This is a genomic window from Pseudomonas sp. TUM22785, from assembly GCF_028198105.1.
GTDB classification, from domain to species: domain Bacteria; phylum Pseudomonadota; class Gammaproteobacteria; order Pseudomonadales; family Pseudomonadaceae; genus Metapseudomonas; species Metapseudomonas solani.
Window position 1 is genome coordinate 6,580,920 of the sequence record NZ_CP116239.1, and the last position, 15,844, is coordinate 6,596,763.

15 protein-coding genes are annotated in these 15,844 nt (G+C 68.2%); 9 read left to right on the forward strand and 6 right to left on the reverse strand.

Annotated elements, in window-relative coordinates; translation table 11 throughout:
• The first annotated feature begins 177 nt into the window (after positions 1-177).
• Positions 178-2,085, forward strand: coding sequence for a beta-ketoacyl synthase (locus tag PI990_RS29825; protein ID WP_271659322.1), 1,908 nt, complete (start codon positions 178-180; stop codon positions 2,083-2,085).
• A 268-nt stretch (positions 2,086-2,353) separates the two neighbouring features.
• Here PI990_RS29825 and cysQ read toward each other — a convergent pair whose 3' ends face one another.
• Together cysQ and nudE are read right to left on the reverse strand one after the other, a co-directional pair.
• Positions 2,354-3,172, reverse strand: a complete 819-nt coding sequence (gene cysQ / locus PI990_RS29830) for a 3'(2'),5'-bisphosphate nucleotidase CysQ (protein WP_271659323.1) — start codon at positions 3,170-3,172, stop codon at positions 2,354-2,356.
• Positions 3,169-3,735: an ADP compounds hydrolase NudE gene (nudE, locus tag PI990_RS29835; protein ID WP_271659324.1), complete on the reverse strand. Its 567-nt coding sequence runs from the start codon at positions 3,733-3,735 to the stop codon at positions 3,169-3,171. The genes cysQ and nudE overlap by 4 nt, the downstream gene beginning before the upstream one ends.
• A 132-nt stretch (positions 3,736-3,867) precedes the next feature.
• Between nudE and yrfG the strand changes: the two genes are divergently transcribed.
• From yrfG to PI990_RS29870, 7 genes are all read left to right on the forward strand, one after another.
• Entirely contained in the window at positions 3,868-4,530 is a 663-nt protein-coding gene (yrfG, locus tag PI990_RS29840) for a GMP/IMP nucleotidase (RefSeq protein WP_184489760.1), read from the forward strand.
• A gap of 16 nt (positions 4,531-4,546) precedes the next feature.
• Positions 4,547-5,473 (forward strand): LysR family transcriptional regulator, encoded by a 927-nt coding sequence (locus PI990_RS29845; protein ID WP_271659325.1) that lies wholly within the window; start codon positions 4,547-4,549, stop codon positions 5,471-5,473.
• A 59-nt stretch (positions 5,474-5,532) separates the two neighbouring features.
• Positions 5,533-6,357 (forward strand): formate dehydrogenase accessory sulfurtransferase FdhD, encoded by an 825-nt coding sequence (fdhD, locus tag PI990_RS29850; protein ID WP_271659326.1) that lies wholly within the window; start codon positions 5,533-5,535, stop codon positions 6,355-6,357.
• Between the two features lie 17 nt (positions 6,358-6,374).
• Positions 6,375-8,696, forward strand: coding sequence for an FdhF/YdeP family oxidoreductase (locus tag PI990_RS29855; protein ID WP_271659327.1), 2,322 nt, complete (start codon positions 6,375-6,377; stop codon positions 8,694-8,696).
• Between the two features lie 387 nt (positions 8,697-9,083).
• Positions 9,084-9,572, forward strand: a complete 489-nt coding sequence (locus tag PI990_RS29860; protein WP_021218626.1) for a YMGG-like glycine zipper-containing protein — start codon at positions 9,084-9,086, stop codon at positions 9,570-9,572.
• A gap of 133 nt (positions 9,573-9,705) precedes the next feature.
• On the forward strand, positions 9,706-10,104 hold the full coding sequence (locus PI990_RS29865; RefSeq protein WP_184489764.1) for a hypothetical protein: 399 nt from the start codon (positions 9,706-9,708) through the stop codon (positions 10,102-10,104).
• A gap of 5 nt (positions 10,105-10,109) precedes the next feature.
• Positions 10,110-10,766: a nucleotidyltransferase family protein gene (locus PI990_RS29870; RefSeq protein ID WP_081711415.1), complete on the forward strand. Its 657-nt coding sequence runs from the start codon at positions 10,110-10,112 to the stop codon at positions 10,764-10,766.
• A gap of 28 nt (positions 10,767-10,794) precedes the next feature.
• Here the strand turns inward: PI990_RS29870 and PI990_RS29875 are convergent, their stop codons facing one another.
• On the reverse strand, positions 10,795-11,334 hold the full coding sequence (locus PI990_RS29875; protein ID WP_031287429.1) for a DUF2087 domain-containing protein: 540 nt from the start codon (positions 11,332-11,334) through the stop codon (positions 10,795-10,797).
• A 283-nt stretch (positions 11,335-11,617) separates the two neighbouring features.
• Here PI990_RS29875 and PI990_RS29880 point away from each other — a divergent pair, with 283 nt between their 5' ends.
• Entirely contained in the window at positions 11,618-12,499 is an 882-nt protein-coding gene (locus tag PI990_RS29880; protein ID WP_271659328.1) for a substrate-binding periplasmic protein, read from the forward strand.
• 18 nt (positions 12,500-12,517) lie between these two features.
• On the opposite strand, the gene sstT is transcribed toward PI990_RS29880, so the two are convergent.
• The 3 genes from sstT to PI990_RS29895 form a co-directional block, all read right to left on the reverse strand.
• Positions 12,518-13,762: a serine/threonine transporter SstT gene (sstT, locus tag PI990_RS29885; RefSeq protein ID WP_271659329.1), complete on the reverse strand. Its 1,245-nt coding sequence runs from the start codon at positions 13,760-13,762 to the stop codon at positions 12,518-12,520.
• 454 nt (positions 13,763-14,216) lie between these two features.
• Complete coding sequence (locus PI990_RS29890; RefSeq protein WP_271659330.1) at positions 14,217-14,654, reverse strand: acyl-CoA thioesterase; 438 nt, start codon at positions 14,652-14,654, stop codon at positions 14,217-14,219.
• Positions 14,655-14,664: 10 nt separating this feature from the next.
• Positions 14,665-15,828: an iron-containing alcohol dehydrogenase gene (locus PI990_RS29895; protein ID WP_043240458.1), complete on the reverse strand. Its 1,164-nt coding sequence runs from the start codon at positions 15,826-15,828 to the stop codon at positions 14,665-14,667.
• Between the last annotated feature and the right edge of the window lie 16 nt (positions 15,829-15,844).

Genomic DNA, 15,844 nt, shown 5'->3' on the forward strand with positions numbered 1-15,844 from the left:
CAGCTGCCGCGTCAGGTTAGGCATTCGAATCTTTCGAGCTGCCACCGGGTTCGCCCCGGTGGCCGGATATCCCCGACGCGTTCCCTGGCCAGCCGCACCCGCGGCCTTCACGGCCCCTCTTCACCGCGCTCGGCCCGGCCTCGGCAGGCAATGGTCTATTTGAGGAGTTTCCGAGTCATGTCACGACTTCCGGTCATCGTTGGTTTCGGCGGTTACAACGCAGCGGGCCGCAGCTCGTTCCACCACGGCTTCCGCCGCACCGTGATCGAGTCCGTCGACGCCGCCACGCGTCAGGAAACCCTGGCCGGGCTGGCGGTGATGACCAAACTGGTGACCGTGGTCGACGGCCAGTACCTGGACGCCGACGGCAACCCGCTGACCCTCGCCGACATCGAGTCGCGCTTCGGCGAGCGCATCCTCGCCTCCACCCTGGTGCGCCGCATCGAGAAGCAGCACCTGGATGTCGACGCCGCCCCCTGGCAGAAGAACATCGGTGTCGCCGCCGAGCCCGGCACCCGCATCAGCTTCCTCACCTCGCGCAAGCAGCTGCCCGAGCCGCTGCCGGCCAGCTGGTCAGTGGAGCCGCTGGAATCCGGCGAGGTGCGCGTCACCCTGAATGACGCCACCGAGTTCAAGGTCGAGAGCTTCCGCGCCCTGCCGGTGAAATCCGCCGGCCAGTTGCCCACCGGCTTCGAACCGGGCGAGCTGTACAACTCGCGCTTCCACCCGCGCGGCCTGCAGATGTCAGTAGTGGCTGCCACCGACGCCATCCGCTCCATCGGCCTGCCCTGGCAGCGCATCGTCGACCATGTGCAGCCCGACGAAGTCGCGGTGTTCTCCGGCAGCATCATGAGCCAGCTCGACGAGAACGGTTTCGGCGGCCTCATGCAGTCGCGCCTCAAGGGCGGCCGCGTCACCGCCAAGCAGCTGCCCCTGGGCCTGAACACCATGCCCGCCGACTTCATCAACGCCTACGTGCTGGGCAGCGTCGGCACCACCGGCAGCGTCACCGGTGCCTGCGCCACCTTCCTCTACAACCTGCAGAAGGCCATCGAGCTGATCGGCTCCGGCCGCGCGCGGGTCGCCCTGGTGGGCAACGCCGAAGCGCCGATCAACCAGGAATGCATCGACGGCTACGGCGCCATGGGCGCCCTGGCCACCGAAGACGGCCTGCGCCAGGTCGGCGGCCGCGAGGACGTGGACTTCCGCCGCGCCAGCCGCCCCTTCGGCGAGAACTGCGGCTTCACCCTGGCCGAATCCAGCCAGTACGTGGTGCTGATGGACGACGCCCTGGCCCTGGAACTGGGCGCCGATATCCATGGCGCGGTCACCGATGTCTTCATCAACGCCGACGGCTTCAAGAAATCCATCTCCGCGCCCGGCCCGGGCAACTACCTGACCCTGGCCAAGGCCGTGGCCAGCGCCACCCAGATGTTCGGCAGCGAGACGGTGCGCCAGCACAGCTTCGTCCACGCCCACGGCTCCAGCACCCCGGCCAACCGCGTCACCGAATCCGAACTGCTGGACCGCGTCGCCAACGCCTTCGGCATCGAGTCCTGGCCCATCACCGCGGTCAAGGCCTTCGTCGGCCACAGCCTGGCCACCGCCAGTGGCGACCAGGTGGTTTCCGCCCTCGGCACCTTCCGCTACGGCATCCTGCCGGGCATCAAGACCATCGACCGGGTCGCCGACGATGTGCACCAGCAGCACCTGTCGATCGCCACCCGCGACCAGCGCCTGGATCAGCGCAGCCTGGACATCTGCTTCATCAACTCCAAGGGCTTTGGCGGCAACAACGCCAGCGGTGTGGTGATCTCCCCGCGCCTGACCGAGAACATGCTGCGCAAGCGCCACGGCGAGAAGGCCTTCGCCGCCTACAGCGAAAAGCGCGAAGCCACCCGCGCCGCCGCCCGCCAGTACGACGAGCGCGCGCTCAAGGGTGAGTTGGACATCATCTACAACTTCGGCAACGACCTGATCGACGACAAGGCCCTGGAAGTCACCGCCCAGGGCATCAAGGTCCCGGGCTTCGCCCAGCCGCTGCTCTACGGCACCGACGAGCGCTTCAAGGACATGCTCGACTGATCCGGCACCTGTGAATGGGGCGAGGAGGGTCTCGCTGAACCAGCGGAACACTGCACGCCCCGTCCTGCGAAAAGCTCGCCGCCCCGCGTAGGGTGTGCCGTGCGCACCTCCGCGCAGTGCTTCCGGCGGGCCCGAGGTGCGCGCAGCACACCCTACGTCCGGAGTGAGCGGCGACTGGATGCCCCGAGGTCTGATTGCGGCCCTTCTAGGGGAGCCAAAAGCAAAGCCACGTTCCAGGAACGTAGATTTTTACTCGTCCCCGCTCTGATCAATCCAGCCCGCGCGCCAGCTCCAGCAGCTCGCCACGCCACGCGGCAGCCGCCGGCAGGGCCAGGAAGGACGGGTTGAGGAAGGATTCGCGGGCCGCGTAGCCCAGCGGTTCGCCAGCCAGATCGAGCACCTCGCCACCGGCGCCTTCCAGCACGCCCTGTGCGGCGGCGGTGTCCCATTGCGAAGTCGGCGCCAGGCGCGGGTAGCAATCCGCCGCGCCTTCGGCCAGCAGGCAGAACTTCAGCGAGCTGCCGATATTGGCCAGCTGCAATTCCCCGAAGCGTTCACCCAGCCCGGCCAGCAGGCGTTCCTGCGCTGGGCTTGAATGGCGCTTGCTAGCCACCAAGGTGAAGGCCTGAGCCGGGGCCACGCGCACGGCGATGGCTTCACGCGCACCAGCCTCGATGCGCCAAGCACCCAGGCCCGCACCACCGAGGTAGCAGCGGCCGGTGACCGGCACGCCGACGACGCCGAAGACCACGCGCCCGCGCTCGATCAACGCGACGTTGACGGTGAACTCCTCGGAGCCGGAGATGAATTCCTTGGTGCCATCCAGCGGGTCCACCAGCCACCAGCGCTCCCACCCGGCGCGCTCGGCAAGGGAGATGTCCGCCGCTTCCTCGGACAACACCGGGATGCTGGCATCCAGTGCCTCCAGCCCGTCGGCGAGGATGCGATGAGCGGCCAGGTCGGCAGCGGTAACGGGGGACGCATCGGCCTTCTCGACCACGGCGACGTCCGCGCGCCAGAACGGCAGGATGGCCTGGCCGGCAAGGCCGACCAGTTCGATCACGGCAGGCAGCAACGGATGGCTCATGCGGGGAACTCCCCACGCTGGCTCAGCAGGTCACGGGCCAGGTAGAGCGCCGCCAGGGCACGCCCCTCACTGAACTGCGGGTGCTGCACCAGGCTGGATATCTCGCGCAGGCTGACCTTCTCCACGCCCAGCGGCTCGGGCTCGTCGCCCGGCAGGCGTTCCTCGTAGAGGTCGCGGGCCAGCACCACCTGGATCTTCTGGCTCATGTAGCCCGGCGACAGCGACAGCTCGGTCAGCAGCTCCAGCTTGCGTGCGCCGTATCCCGCCTCTTCCTTGAGTTCGCGGTCGGCCGCCACCAGCACGTCTTCGCCCGGCTCGATCAGCCCCTTGGGCAGCGACAGCTGGTAGTCGTCGGTGCCGGCGCAGTACTCCTCCACCAGCAGCACATGCTCGGCGTCCACCAGCGCCACCACCATCACCGCGCCATAGCCCGCGCCCTTGCCCACCAGGCGTTCATAGGTGCGCTCGACACCGTTGGAGAAGCGCAGCTGCAGCTCCTCGACACGGAACAGGCGGCTGCTGGCGACAATCTCGCGAGCGAGCACGGTGGGCTTCTGACGCATAACGGAACTCCTTGGCATGACCGGCGGGTTATCATACCCCGGCTTTTCCGATTATCTGCGTAGGAGATTGCACGCCGGCGACCACCCGCGATGCAATCGCGACAGCCCTCCCACCTACAGCCCCGGACACGCATGCCACAGCTCAACTGGTCCGCCATCGACACCGTCCTGCTGGACATGGATGGCACCCTCCTCGACCTGCACTTCGACAACCATTTCTGGCTGGACTACCTGCCCCAGCGCTATGCCGAGCACCATGGCATCAGCCGCGAACTGGCCGACGCCGAACTGGTGCCGCTGTTCAAGCGCCATGCCGGCCAGCTCAACTGGTACTGCACGGACTTCTGGAGCCGCGAGCTGAAGCTGTCGATCCGCGACCTCAAGCGCGAAGTCGCCGACTTGATCGCCCTGCGCCCCGACGCCGACCTGTTCCTCGCCGCCCTGCGCCGCGCCGGCAAACGCGTGGTGCTGATCACCAACGCCCACCGCGATTCGCTGTCGCTGAAGATGGAGCGGGTCGAACTGGCGCCCTGGTTCGATCGCCTGATCAGCTCCCACGACTACGGCTTCCCCAAGGAAGACCCACAGTTCTGGCACGCCCTGCAGGCGGATTCGCCCTTCGATCCGGCGCGCGCGCTGTTCATCGACGACAGCCTGCCGATCCTGCGCAGCGCCCGCGCCTATGGCGTCGCCCACCTGCTGGCGGTGCTGCAGCCCGATAGCCGGGGTGCGCTCAAGGACACCGAGGAATTCGCCGCGGTGGACGGCTACCGCGAACTGGTGGCCGGGCTCTAACCCGGCGGGAGCGCCCATGGACATCAAGCAGCTCAAGTTCCTCGTCGCCCTCGACGAGACCCACCACTTCGGCCAGGCCGCCGCGCGCTGCCACGTCACCCAGCCCACCCTGTCCATGCGACTGCGCAGCCTGGAAGAGGAGCTGGGCCTGGAACTGGTGCAGCGCGGGCAGCGCTTCGAAGGCTTCACCGATGCCGGCCAGCGCGTGCTCGCCTGGGCGCGCACCCTGCTCGCCGCCCATGACGGCCTGCACGCCGAGGCGGCCGCCTGCCGCGGCCACCTGGTCGGCACCCTGCGCCTGGGCGTGGTGCCCCTGGCCGGCTACGACCCCATGCGCCTGGTCCAGGCCTTCGCCGGGCAGCATCCCGACCTGCGCTTCCAGTTGTTCGCCCTCAGTTCCGAGCAGATCCTCGAGCGCCTGGCACGCAACCAGCTCGACCTCGGCCTCTCCTACCTCGACCGCCTCGATCGCGAACACTTCGACAGCCTGGAAGTCGCCGACACCCGCATGGGCCTGCTGCACGACCGCCGCCACTTCGCCTTCGACGCCCCGCAACTGACCTGGGAGGCCCTCGCCGGCCTGCCCCTGGGCCTGCTCTCGGCCGGCATGCACTTCCGCCAATCGATCGACCACGGCTTCCGCAGCCGGGGCCTGGCGCCGCAGCCGCGCCTGGAGACCGACGCCGTGCACCAGTTGCTGCAGGCGGTCAACGTCGGCCTGTGCTGCGCCATCATGCCGCTCGCCAGCGGCCTCGACGAACTCACCGAACACCTCGCGCTGCTGCCCATCGAGCACGCCCACACCTTGGCCCCGCTGGGGCTCATCCAGCGCCGCGGCCAACCCCGCTCCGCACTGGCGGATGCCTGCTTCGAAGAGGCCCGCCGGCTGTTTTTTCCCAGCCTGATAGACGCTGTCGATCACAGTATCGGCAATAGCGATTAGACGGACCCCGCCACCAGCGCCTAGGCTGCCTGTGTCAATCCGTCGCAGGGGCGCCACCCGTGCCACGCCAGCTATCCACCTCCCCTCTCAACGACACCGAGCCCGTGACCCAGGCGCGGGGCTATGCCTATGCCGAACTGGGCGGTGCCGCTGCGTCCGGCGAGGGCCTACTGGCCGAGGAGTGCGCTCTGGCCATCGCCTACAACGGCATCAGCCACGCGGTGATGATGGTCTCGCCCGCCGATCTGGAAGACTTCCTCGTCGGCTTCAGCCTCAGCGCCGGCATCGTCGACTCGATCGATGACATCTATGACAGCCGCCTCGGTGGCTGCGACGACGCGCGCCAGGCCGAGGTGGAAATCGCCAACCGCGCCTTCTGGGCCCTGAAGGACCAGCGCCGCCAACTGGCCGGCACCACCGGCTGCGGCCTCTGCGGCGTCGAAGCCCTGGAACAGGCGCTTCCCGCGCTCAAGGTCCTGCAACCGCAACCGCTGCCCCCGGCGGAGCACCTGGCCGACCTGCGCCAGCGCATCGCCGCCAAGCAGGACCTGGCCCGCCGCAGCGGCGCCCTGCATGCCGCGCTCTTCGTCGACGCCGCAGGCGAACTGGTGCTGTGCCGCGAAGACATCGGCCGCCACAACGCTCTCGACAAGCTCATCGGCGCCGTCCTGCGGCAGAAGCTCGACCCACGCGCCGGTTTCGCCGTAGTCACCAGCCGCTGCAGCCTCGAACTTATCCACAAGGCGGTGCGTGCCGGCCTCGGCACCCTGGTCAGCCTCTCGGCCCCCACTGCGCTCACCGTGCAATGGGCGCGTCGGCACAACCTGAACCTGATCCACCTGCCCCATCACAGCGCGCCCCGGGTCTACAGCCCGGCGCCATGAACAGAAGAAGTACAGCCATGAGCCTGCAACCCGTGCATCCCCGCTACAAACCCTACAACGGCGCCGCCGCCGGCTGGGGCGCGCTGAAGAGCGTCGCGCACTTCTGGCTGGACAGTAAGCAGCCGTTCAAGAACCTGCGCGCCCTGCTCAAGACCAACCAGAACGGCGGCTTCGACTGCCCCGGCTGCGCCTGGGGCGACTCCCCCGAAGACGGCCGCATCAAGTTCTGCGAGAACGGCGCCAAGGCGGTGAACTGGGAAGCCACCAAGCGCCGGGTCGACGCCGCCTTCTTCGCCCGCTACAGCGTCAGCCAGCTGCGCGAGCAGAGCGACTACTGGCTCGAATACCAGGGCCGCCTCACCCAGCCGATGCGCTACGACCGCGCCAGCGACCGCTACCTGCCCACCAGCTGGGACGACGCCTTCGCCCTGATCGCCAGCCACCTCAAGCGCCTGCCCGACCCGAACCAGGCCGAGTTCTACACCTCCGGCCGCGCCAGCAACGAAGCCGCCTACCTCTACCAGCTGTTCGTCCGCGCCTACGGCACCAACAACTTCCCCGACTGCTCGAACATGTGCCACGAGGCCAGCGGCGTCGCCCTGGGCCAAAGCGTCGGCGTCGGCAAGGGCAGCGTCACCTTCGCCGACTTCGAGCATGCCGACGCCATCTTCGTCCTCGGCCAGAACCCCGGCACCAACCACCCGCGCATGCTCGAACCGCTGCGCGAGGCGGTGAAGCGCGGCGCCCAGGTGGTCGCCTTCAACCCGCTCAAGGAGCGCGGCCTGGAGCGCTTCCAGCATCCCCAGCACGCCCTGGAGATGCTCACCAACGGCTCCGCCCCGCTGAACACCGCATTCTTCCGCCCGGCCCTGGGCGGCGACATGGCCGCCATGCGCGGCATCGCCAAGTTCCTCCTGCAGTGGGAGCGCGAGGCCCAGGCCGCAGGCCAGCCGGCGGTGTTCGACCACACCTTCATCGCCGAGCACACCGACGGCGTCGACGCCTACCTGGCCGAACTGGACGCCACCGACTGGGAACACATCGAGCGCCAGTCCGGCCTCACCCTCGCCGAAGTCGAGCAGGTCGCGCGCATGTATCGCCGCGCCGAGCGGGTCATCATCTGCTGGGCCATGGGCATCACCCAGCACCACCACTCGGTGCCGACCATCCAGGAAATCGTCAACCTGCAACTGCTGCGCGGCAACCTCGGCCGCCCCGGCGCCGGCCTGTGCCCGGTGCGTGGCCACAGCAACGTGCAGGGCGACCGCACCATGGGCATCAACGACCGCCCGCCGGTGGCCCTGCTCGACGCGCTGGAGAAGCGCTTCCAGTTCAAGGTGCCCCGCGAGAACGGCCACAACACCGTGGAAGCCATCAACGCCATGCTCGACGGCCAGGCCCGCGTCTTCATCGGCCTCGGCGGCAACTTCGCCCAGGCCACGCCGGACAGCCCGCGCACCCACCAGGCGCTGATGAACTGCGAGCTCACCGTGCAGATCAGCACCAAGCTCAACCGCAGCCACCTCACCGTCGGCCGCGACGCGCTGATCCTGCCCTGCCTCGGCCGCACCGACATCGACCACCAGGCCCACGGCCCGCAGGCGGTGACGGTGGAAGACTCCTTCAGCATGATCCACGCCTCCAACGGCCAGCTGGAGCCGCTGTCCCGCGAGATGCGCTCGGAGCCGGCCATCGTCGCCGGCATCGCCAAGGCCACCCTGGGCAACCACCCGGTGGACTGGGACGCGATGATCGCCAACTACGACCGCATCCGTGACCTGATCGCCGATACCATCCCCGGCTTCGCCGACTTCAACCAGCGCGTGCAACACCCGGGCGGCTTCTATCTGGGCAACAGCGCCGGCGCCCGCATCTGGAAGACCGCCAGCGGCCGCGCCAACTTCAAGGCCAACCCGCTGCCGGAAACCCTGATCCACGAACGCATCCGCGCCAGCGGCCTCAAGCCCGACCTGATCCTGCAGACCCTGCGCTCCCACGACCAGTACAACACCACCATCTACGGCCTCGACGACCGCTACCGTGGCGTACGCGGCCAGCGCGAGGTGGTGTTCGCCAACGAAGCCGACATCCAGCGCCTGGGCTACCAGAGCGGGCAGAAAGTGGACTTGGTCTCGCTCTGGGACGACGGCATCGAACGCAAGGTGGAAGGCTTCACCCTGCTGGCCTTCGACATCCCGGCCGGCCAGGCCGCCGCTTACTACCCGGAAACCAACCCCCTGGTGCCCCTGGACAGCTTCGGCGTCGGCAGCCACACGCCCACCTCCAAGTTCATCGCCATACGCATCCAGGCAGCGCAGGAAAGCGGGCGCATCCTCTGACGGATCGCTGCCCATCACACCCTAAGGGAGCACGGAGCCTCCCGTAGGGTGTGCCGCGCGCACTTACTCCCTCCCCGCTCGCACACAGGTGCAGGTACGCGCAGGTCGCACCGATCACACGCATCGAAGGGCCAGGAAAAAAGCGGAATCACCCCCACTGAAGGGGTGCAGGAACAAGGCGCAATGCCATCAGGAAAGGGCCCGAAAAAGGCCCGAAACGCGGTTCTGGAATAGGGCTCTGACATCGCCAAAACAGTCAAAGTTCTCCAGCAAAAACAATTATTTAGAGAATGTGAAAAACCCTGTGCAATTCGTCGGGAGGCGCTTGTACGGGGCCGTTCCGCTGGCAACTATCGCCTCGTCCAAACAACAGAGGCTCTCCTCTCCATGAAGCAATCCTCGATCCTCCTTCTGTCTTTCTGCCTCGTCAGTGGCGGCGCCTTCGCCGGCGGCACCACCGAAGCCGGGGTGGGTGGCGCGCTGGGCGGGGTACTGGGCGCGGCCGTCGGTCAGTCCATCGGTGGCAACACCGGCGCGGCCATCGGTGCCGGCGTCGGCGGTGCAGCGGGTAGCGCAGTCGGCGCCGACCGACGCAACCGCACCGAAGCGGCCCTCGGCGGCGCACTGGGCGCGGCGGGCGGCAACGTCATCGGCCGCCAGGTCGGTGGCAACACCGGCAGCCTGATCGGCGCAGCGGCCGGCGGTGGCGCCGGTGGCGCACTGGGCAACTACATGGGCAACGAGAGCCGTCGCGACGACGACCGCGATGATCGTCGCTACTACGACCGCCGTGGCGATCGCCACGAGCATGGCCGTGGCCACGGCTGGGGCCACCGCAAGCACAAGCACCGCCACCACCACGACTGGGATGACTGATCGCGACCGTTAGTCGCCAATCCCGGTCGATCGGCCCCCCTCACAGAACTCCCGTCACATTCACAGCCTCTTAATCTTCGAGGGCCATCTGCAGTGCAGGTGGCCCTCGTGACCTTGCCTGGAGAAACACCCGATGCGCCTCACTCTTCCCGCCCTGGCCCTGAGCCTGCTCGCGACCCAAGCCGTGGTCGCCGGCGAAACCACCAAGAACGCCCTCGGCGGCGGTCTCGGCGGTGCGCTGGGCAACGTCGTCGGCCAATCCATCGGTGGCAGCACCGGTGCGGCCATCGGTGCCGGCCTCGGCGGCGCAGCCGGTGGCGCCATCACCGCGCGTGACGGCAACAAGACCGGCGCCGCGCTGGGCGGTGGCCTGGGTGCCGCCGGGGGTTCGGTGGTGGGCAACAAGCTCGGCGGCAACACCGGAGCCGCCATCGGCGCGGGCCTTGGTGGTGCGGCAGGCGGCGCCATCGCCAGCGAGCTGAACAAGGACAGCGGCAGCAAGAAGCACCGCAAGCACAGGCACCGCGATTGAGCATCATGGAGCCACACACCCAGCCTCCGCACTGCACGCTGCGGGGGCCGGTGCTGCCGGTGGCTTACCAGAATCCCCTGCCCCACCTGCAGCGCTGGCTGCGTGGCGACGCCCAGCGCCTGTTGGCGCTGCGCTGCGTCGCCAGCCTGGGCCTGCGCGACGCCTGGCTGGCCGCCGGCTTCGTCCGCAACCTCGCCTGGGACCGCCTGCACGGCTACCGCGACGCCACGCCGCTGGCCGATCTCGACCTGATCCACTTCAACCCCGATGACCTCGACCCCGAAGCCGACCTGCGCATCGAGCAGGCCCTGCGGCGCATGGCCGGGCACCTGCCCTGGTCGGTGAAGAACCAGGCGCGCATGCACCTGCGTAACGGCGACGACCCCTACCGCGACAGCCGCGACGCCATGAGCCACTGGCCGGAGGTACAGACCGCCATCGGCGTGCGCCTGCGCCCGGGTGGCGGCATCGAGATCGCCACCCCTTTCGTGCAGTCCGGGCTGCTCGACCTGCGCATCACCCCCAACCCGCTGCACCCGCGTCAGGCGGTCTTCGCCGAACGCCTGCAGGCCAAGGATTGGCTGCAACGCTGGCCGCGCCTGCAAGTCGATACCGCGCCCCTGGGTTGCCTGCTGCTCACCAGCCACTTCGACGAGGCCTGAAGGCGCGCGTCCCTGCGCGCCCTTTCCGTCAGGCCGAGCGCCTGCCCAACTGTTCACGCAGCGCCATCGCCAGCGGCTCCGGACGCAACTCCACGCGGCGGTACTCGCGCCCGTCCGGCGTACGCATCAGCCAGCCGGCATCCACCATTTCCCGGCGCAACAGCACGTGGTCGCCCAGGCTCGCGACCTCACGGATATGCCCGTCCACCTCGCGCTCGCTCATCGCGGTACGGGGCGGCAGGGCCATCCAGGTCATCCACAGGCAGGGGCGTCGGTGGCTGTGCTTGCCGGGCCAGGTGCGCAGGCGGCCCTGCTGGTCGAAGTACCGCAGCAGGCGGCGCACCAGCACGTAGTCCACCGCAACGTCGGCCGGCGGCTGGCTCAGTTGTCGTTCGGCCATCTGGCTCGCACGCAGCGCCTGGAAGCTGCGAAACCCCCGGGCGCGGGCCAGCAGGTTGAGCATCTCCACATGGCCGGGCGGCCGTTCGCGCTCCTCCAGCTGGCGGACCAGCGAGCGGGCGAGCGCAGACATGTCATCGGTAGCGAAAGGGATAAGCGTCTTGGACACAGTTCGTTCCTCGTGTGTGCCAAGTCCTCGGAAGAGGATGTCGGGGGTCGCCGGGTTCCGACGCGGCACGGGGACGAGTGTCGGTCGAGGGTGAGCCTGGGGCTCGTGGCAGGTTTAGCTGCCCGAATGGGCACCGGTGACGCCTGGGTGAACTGCCGACCGCGAGCCAGAATAGCGCCGGGTGTCGTGATGCTCAACAGTCAGCGGGCGAAGCGTCTGAGAAGACTGTAATCTTCCGTCATTACTCTGCTGGCGCATGCACGCCGGTCGCCGTGGACACGCCATGGGTTTCATCCGCTACGCCATAGCTTTGCTCTGCCTCCCCACCCTGCTCCCGGTTGCCTTCGCCGGGCAGCAATTGCGCGTCTGCCAGCAAAGCCCCGTCACCTACGCCTACCGCATCGAACTGGCCAACCTCATCCTCGCCCGCACCGCCGAGCGCTACGGCGAAGCCAGCATCGTCACCAGCCAGGCGCCAGACCCGTCCCAGGAGCGTTGCCTGGCCATGCTCAAGGCCGGCCAGGTGGACCTCGCCTACGTCCCGCCGAACCGCGAGCGCCTCGCCGACTTCCGCATGCTGCCGGTCGACATGCACCAGGGCCTGCTCGGCTACCGCGTGCTGATCATCCGCAAGGATCGCCAGGCCGATTTCGCCGGCGTCAAAGACCTCGACGGCCTGCGCCGCCTCACCGGCGGCTTCGGCAGCCAGTGGAGCGACTTCCCGCTCTTCGCCCGCAACCAGCTGCCGGTGCTGGGCATGGCCAACCCCGGCAACCTGCTGCCGATGCTCGAGCAACGTCGCTTCGACTACTTCCACCGCGGCCTCAGCGAAGCCTGGGCCGAAGTGGAGGCCAACCGCGCCGCGCTGCCGGACCTGACGGTGGAACAGCACCTGGCGCTGAAATACCCCATGCCGGTGTACTTCACCTTCGCCAAAGGCAATCAGCTGCTGGTGAAGCGCTTCACCGAGGGTTTCGAGCAGATACGCGCGGACGGCTCGTTCCAGGCGCTGTTCCTGCGCCATCACGGCTACCTGATCGACAAGGCGAAGATGCCCGGGCGGCTGGTCATCGAACTGGAGTCCGACTTGCCGGGGCAGTTCCCAAACAGCGGCGACGGGTTCGCTGAACCCGCCACCGCCGGAAAGGACGGCGTCGCACCCTGAGGTACGCGCCGGAGGAGATCAGCCGAGGCTCGTTTCGGCCGGCTGGTCGACATCACCGCTGGCCATGCAGGCCGCTGCAGTGAAGAGCACGTCGGTGGAGGAGTTCAGCGCGGTTTCGGCGGCGTCCTGGAGGATGCCGATGATGAAGCCCACCGCCACCACCTGCATCGCCACCTCGCTGGGGATGCCGAACAGGCTGCACGCCAGCGGGATCAGCAGCAGCGAACCACCGGCCACACCCGAGGCGCCACAGGCGCAGATGGACGCCACCAGGCTGAGCAGGATGGCCGTGGGGATGTCCACCGCGATGCCCAGGGTCTTCACCGCCGCCAGGGCCAGCACGGTGATGGTGATCGCCGCACCGGCCATGTTGATGGTCGCGCCCAGGGGGATGGACACCGAATAGGTGTCTTCGTGCAGGCCGAGCTTCTTCGACAGTTCCAGGTTCACCGGAATGTTGGCCGCCGAGCTGCGGGTAAAGAAGGCGGTGATGCCGCTCTCGCGCAGGCAGGTCAGCACCAGCGGGTAGGGGTTGCGGCGGATCTTCCAGAACACGATCAGCGGGTTCACCACGAAGGCCACGAACAGCATGCAGCCCAGCAGTACCGCCAGCAGGTGGGCGTAGTCGGCCAGCACCTTGAGGCCGTTCTCCGCCAGGGTCGAGGCCACCAGGCCGAAGATGCCCAGCGGGGCGAAGGCGATCACCACGCGCACGATCAGCGACACGCCGTGGGACAGGTCGCTGAACACCGCGCGGGTGGTCTCGCTGCCCTGGCGGATGGCGATGCCCAGGCCCACGGCCCAGACCAGGATGCCGATGAAGTTGGCCTGCATCAGCGCCGTCACCGGGTTGGCCACTGCGCTCCCCAGCAGGCTCAGCAGCACCTCGGAAATATTGCCGGGCGGCGCCAGGTCATTGGCCGCCGCGCTCAGGTGCAGGGTCGAGGGGAACAGGCTGGAAGCCAGCACCGCCACCACCGCCGCCGAGAAGGTGCCGATCAGGTAAAGGAACAGGATCGGGCGGATATGGGTGCGCTCGCCCGGCTTGTGGTTGCCGATGGCGGCGATCACCAGGACGAACACCAGTACCGGCGCCACAGCCTTCAGCGCAGCGACGAAGAGCTTGCCGAGCAGGCCCACGGCCTGGGCCGCCGCCGGCAGGAACACCGCCAGCAGGACACCGGCCACCAGGCCGATAAGGATGCGCGTGACCAGGCTGGTGCCTTTCACGCGCTGGAACATGGAGCGTTTTTCAGACGTCATGGCAGATTCACTGAACAGGGGCCGCAAGCACGGCCGATACCCAAGATGCCCCGTCGCGCCACCCTGGCCCGGCAGGATGGAAGAAGCACCAGGCCGCAAGGTCTCTGCCCTGCAGTCAGTGGAAGCGCAACGGATTTGCCGCGCATTCTGCGGGCAGAAGCCCATTTAGGGTAGAGCGACCGGTCAGCGCACCCCGCCAATGTCGCCATTCCGGTCGTTCGGAGTCGATCTGGTGAAAAACCCGGCAGGCAGGATGCAGCGGGATACCCCGCTGCCCGAAGCCATCCGAGAGGGGCTCACCGTAGGATGGGTAGAGCGAAGCGAAACCCATGCGGTAGCCGGCGAATCCGGATCGATGGGTTTCGTACCTCGCGGAACGCCACCCGACCCATCCTACGAAATGACGAGCCGTAGCCCGGGCTTCAGCCCGGGAATGGCCATGCCGGCACTGCGATCAGCCCGCGACCACCAGCTCCGCCAGGGCGGCGCGCAGGCGTTCGGGGATGGGCACGGGGCGGTTGCTGGTGCGGTCGACGAAGACGTGGACGAAGCGGCCAGCGGCGCAAGCTTCGTCTTCGCCGGCCTTGAAGATGGCCAGTTCGTATTGCACCGAGCTGTTGCCCAGCTTGCCGACGCGCAGGCCCACCTCGACGCGCTCGGGGAAGGCGATGGAGGCGAAGTAGTCGCAGGAGGAGCTGACCACGAAGCCGACGATCTCGCCGTCGTGGATGTCCAGGCCGCCCACTTCGATCAGGTAGGTATTCACCGCGCTGTCGAAGAAGCCGTAGTAGACGACGTTGTTCACGTGGCCGTAGACATCGTTGTCGTGCCAGCGGGTGGTGATCGGCTGGAAGTGGCGGTAGTCGCTGCGCAGGTGCTGAGGCTGGCTCATGGAGGTCCTTTCAATAGGCGGCTTGGTAGATCGCGAGGGCATCGCGCTCGCTGACTTCGCGCGGATTATTCACCAGCAGGCGCTGTTGCAACATGGCGTCGCTGGCCAGCTGCGGCAGCATCGCCTCGGCGACGCCGGCATCGCGCAGGCGCGTGGGCAGGCCGCTGCGCTCGCTGAAGTCGGCCAGCTCGAAGATCAGTTGCTCGGTGAGGTGCAGGGCATTGCCCGGCTGCAGCTTGCGGCCCAGCACCAGGGGCGCCAGCTCGGCATAGAGCGGCGCGGCAACCTCGGCGTTGAAGCCGAGCACATGGGGCAGCACCAGCGCATTCGAGAGGCCATGGGGGATGTGGTAGTGCCCGCCCAGGGGATAGGCCAGGGCGTGCACCGCCGCCACCGGGGCGTTGGCGAAGGCCTGGCCGGCCAGGCAGGCGCCCAGCAGCATGGCCTGGCGCGCCTCGCGGTTGCGGCCGTTGTGCACCGCCTCGTCGAGGTTGGCGCAGAGCAGGCGCAGGGCCTCGCGGCCGAGCAGGTCGGACATGGGGTTCTTCTTGTGCCGGCTGGTGTAGGACTCGATGGCGTGGACCATCGCGTCGATGCCGGTGGCGGCGGTCACCGCAGCGGGCAGGCCGAGGGTGAGGTCGGCGTCGAGCACTGCCAGGTCCGGCAGCAGCAGCGGCGAAACCACGCCCATCTTGGTGGTCTCGCCGGTGGTGATGATGGCGATCTGGGTGACTTCCGAGCCGGTGCCGGCGGTGGTCGGCACCTGGATCAGCGGCAGGCGCCGGCCCCGGGCGTTGCCGACGCCGTAGATGTCCTTGAGCGCCTGCTTGCAGTCGGGGTGGGCCAGCAGCGCCACCAGCTTGGCCACGTCCATGGAGCTGCCGCCGCCGAAGCCGATCACCAGTTCGGCGCGCAAGGCCTGCGCCTGTTCCACGGCCTGCAGCACCACCGCCTCGGGCGGGTCGGCCTGCACCTGGTCGAAGATCTCCACCGCCACGCCGGCGGCGGCGAAACCCGGGAGGATCGGGTCGAGCATGTTCAGCCGGGTGATGCCCGGGTCGGTGACGATCAGCACGCGATGGGCATCGCGCTCGCGGCACAGCTCGGCCAGGCGGAGGGCGGAGCCGGATTCGCAGAGGATCTGCGCGGTGGTGGCGAAGCTGAAGGGCTGCATGGGGTGGCCTCTTGTT